Origin of the sequence: Serratia sp. 506_PEND (genome assembly GCF_001076875.1) — a bacterium.
Classification (GTDB): domain Bacteria; phylum Pseudomonadota; class Gammaproteobacteria; order Enterobacterales; family Enterobacteriaceae; genus Serratia; species Serratia marcescens.
The window spans coordinates 2067-5066 of the sequence record NZ_JVEL01000588.1 but is presented as its reverse complement, the minus strand read 5'-3'; the positions used below and the strand labels follow the sequence as shown (position 1 = coordinate 5066).

The following is a 3000-nucleotide window of genomic DNA, read 5'->3' as shown; positions in this document are numbered from 1 at the left end:
AAGCCATCAGAACCAATCTCGGAACTTCGCTGAAAATCTCTCTAAAAACACCTTCGGTGTTGTAAGGTTAAGCCTCACGGATCATTAGTACTGGTTAGCTCAATGCATCGCTGCACTTACACACCCAGCCTATCAACGTCTTAGTCTTAAACGTTCCTTCAGGGGCCTTAAAGGCCCAGGGAAGACTCATCTTGAGGCAAGTTTCGCGCTTAGATGCTTTCAGCGCTTATCTTTTCCGCACTTAGCTACCGGGCAATGCCATTGGCATGACAACCCGAACACCAGTGGTGCGTTCACTCCGGTCCTCTCGTACTAGGAGCAACCCCTCTCAATCTTCCAACGCCCACGGCAGATAGGGACCGAACTGTCTCACGACGTTCTAAACCCAGCTCGCGTACCACTTTAAATGGCGAACAGCCATACCCTTGGGACCTACTTCAGCCCCAGGATGTGATGAGCCGACATCGAGGTGCCAAACACCGCCGTCGATATGAACTCTTGGGCGGTATCAGCCTGTTATCCCCGGAGTACCTTTTATCCGTTGAGCGATGGCCCTTCCATTCAGAACCACCGGATCACTAAGACCTACTTTCGTACCTGCTCGAGCCGTCACTCTCGCAGTCAAGCTAGCTTATGCCTTTGCACTAACCTCACGATGTCCGACCGTGATTAGCTAACCTTCGTGCTCCTCCGTTACTCTTTGGGAGGAGACCGCCCCAGTCAAACTACCCACCAGACACTGTCCTCACCCCGGATCACGGGGCCGAGTTAGAACATCAAACATTAAAGGGTGGTATTTCAAGGATGGCTCCACGCAGACTGGCGTCCACGCTTCAAAGCCTCCCACCTATCCTACACATCAAGGCTCAATGTTCAGTGTCAAGCTATAGTAAAGGTTCACGGGGTCTTTCCGTCTTGCCGCGGGTACACTGCATCTTCACAGCGAGTTCAATTTCACTGAGTCTCGGGTGGAGACAGCCTGGCCATCATTACGCCATTCGTGCAGGTCGGAACTTACCCGACAAGGAATTTCGCTACCTTAGGACCGTTATAGTTACGGCCGCCGTTTACTGGGGCTTCGATCAAGAGCTTCGCCTTGCGGCTGACCCCATCAATTAACCTTCCAGCACCGGGCAGGCGTCACACCGTATACGTCCACTTTCGTGTTTGCACAGTGCTGTGTTTTTATTAAACAGTTGCAGCCAGCTGGTATCTTCGACTGGCTTCAGCTCCATCCGCGAGGGACTTCACCTACATGCCAGCGTGCCTTCTCCCGAAGTTACGGCACCATTTTGCCTAGTTCCTTCACCCGAGTTCTCTCAAGCGCCTTGGTATTCTCTACCTGACCACCTGTGTCGGTTTGGGGTACGATTTAATGTTACCTGGAGCTTAGAGGATTTTCCTGGAAGCAGGGCATCAACTACTTCTGCACCGTAGTGCATCGTCATCACGCCTCAGGGTTAGCATGCAACCGGATTTACCAGGTCACACCCCCTACACGCTTAAACCGGGACAACCGTCGCCCGGCTAGCCTAGCCTTCTCCGTCCCCCCTTCGCAGTAACACCAAGTACAGGAATATTAACCTGTTTCCCATCGACTACGCTTTTCAGCCTCGCCTTAGGGGTCGACTCACCCTGCCCCGATTAACGTTGGACAGGAACCCTTGGTCTTCCGGCGAGCGGGCTTTTCACCCGCTTTATCGTTACTTATGTCAGCATTCGCACTTCTGATACCTCCAGCAACCCTCACAGGCCACCTTCAACGGCTTACAGAACGCTCCCCTACCCAACAACGCCTAAGCGTCGCTGCCGCAGCTTCGGTGCATGGTTTAGCCCCGTTACATCTTCCGCGCAGGCCGACTCGACCAGTGAGCTATTACGCTTTCTTTAAATGATGGCTGCTTCTAAGCCAACATCCTGGCTGTCTATGCCTTCCCACATCGTTTCCCACTTAACCATGACTTTGGGACCTTAGCTGGCGGTCTGGGTTGTTTCCCTCTTCACGACGGACGTTAGCACCCGCCGTGTGTCTCCCGTGATAACATTCTTCGGTATTCGGAGTTTGCATCGGTTTGGTAAGCCGGGATGGCCCCCTAGCCGAAACAGTGCTCTACCCCCGAAGATGAGTTCACGAGGCGCTACCTAAATAGCTTTCGGGGAGAACCAGCTATCTCCCGGTTTGATTGGCCTTTCACCCCCAGCCACAAGTCATCCGCTAATTTTTCAACATTAGTCGGTTCGGTCCTCCAGTTAGTGTTACCCAACCTTCAACCTGCCCATGGCTAGATCACCGGGTTTCGGGTCTATACCTTGCAACTAATCGCCCAGTTAAGACTCGGTTTCCCTACGGCTCCCCTATACGGTTAACCTTGCTACAAAATATAAGTCGCTGACCCATTATACAAAAGGTACGCAGTCACACCACGAAGGTGCTCCCACTGCTTGTACGTACACGGTTTCAGGTTCTATTTCACTCCCCTCGCCGGGGTTCTTTTCGCCTTTCCCTCACGGTACTGGTTCACTATCGGTCAGTCAGGAGTATTTAGCCTTGGAGGATGGTCCCCCCATATTCAGACAGGATGTCACGTGTCCCGCCCTACTCATCGAACTCACGACCTGTGCATTTTAGTGTACGGGGCTATCACCCTTTGCTGCGCGACTTTCCAGACGCTTCCACTAACACACAAGCCGATTCAGGTTCTGGGCTCCTCCCCGTTCGCTCGCCGCTACTGGGGGAATCTCGGTTGATTTCTTTTCCTCGGGGTACTTAGATGTTTCAGTTCCCCCGGTTCGCCTCATGCCACTATGTATTCATGACATGATAGTGTGTCGAAACACACTGGGTTTCCCCATTCGGGTATCGCCGGTTATAACGGTTCATATCACCTTACCGACGCTTTTCGCAGATTAGCACGCCCTTCATCGCCTCTGACTGCCTAGGCATCCACCGTGTACGCTTAGTCACTTAACCTCACAACCCGAAGATGTTTCCATCGTTCG

General features: G+C 52.7%; 1 rRNA gene. It reads right to left on the bottom strand.

Going from position 1 to position 3000, the window contains the following annotated elements:
- Positions 1 to 63 precede the first annotated feature (63 nt).
- Positions 64 to 2971, bottom strand: a 23S ribosomal RNA gene (locus ADK28_RS33610).
- Between the last annotated feature and the right edge of the window lie 29 nt (positions 2972 to 3000).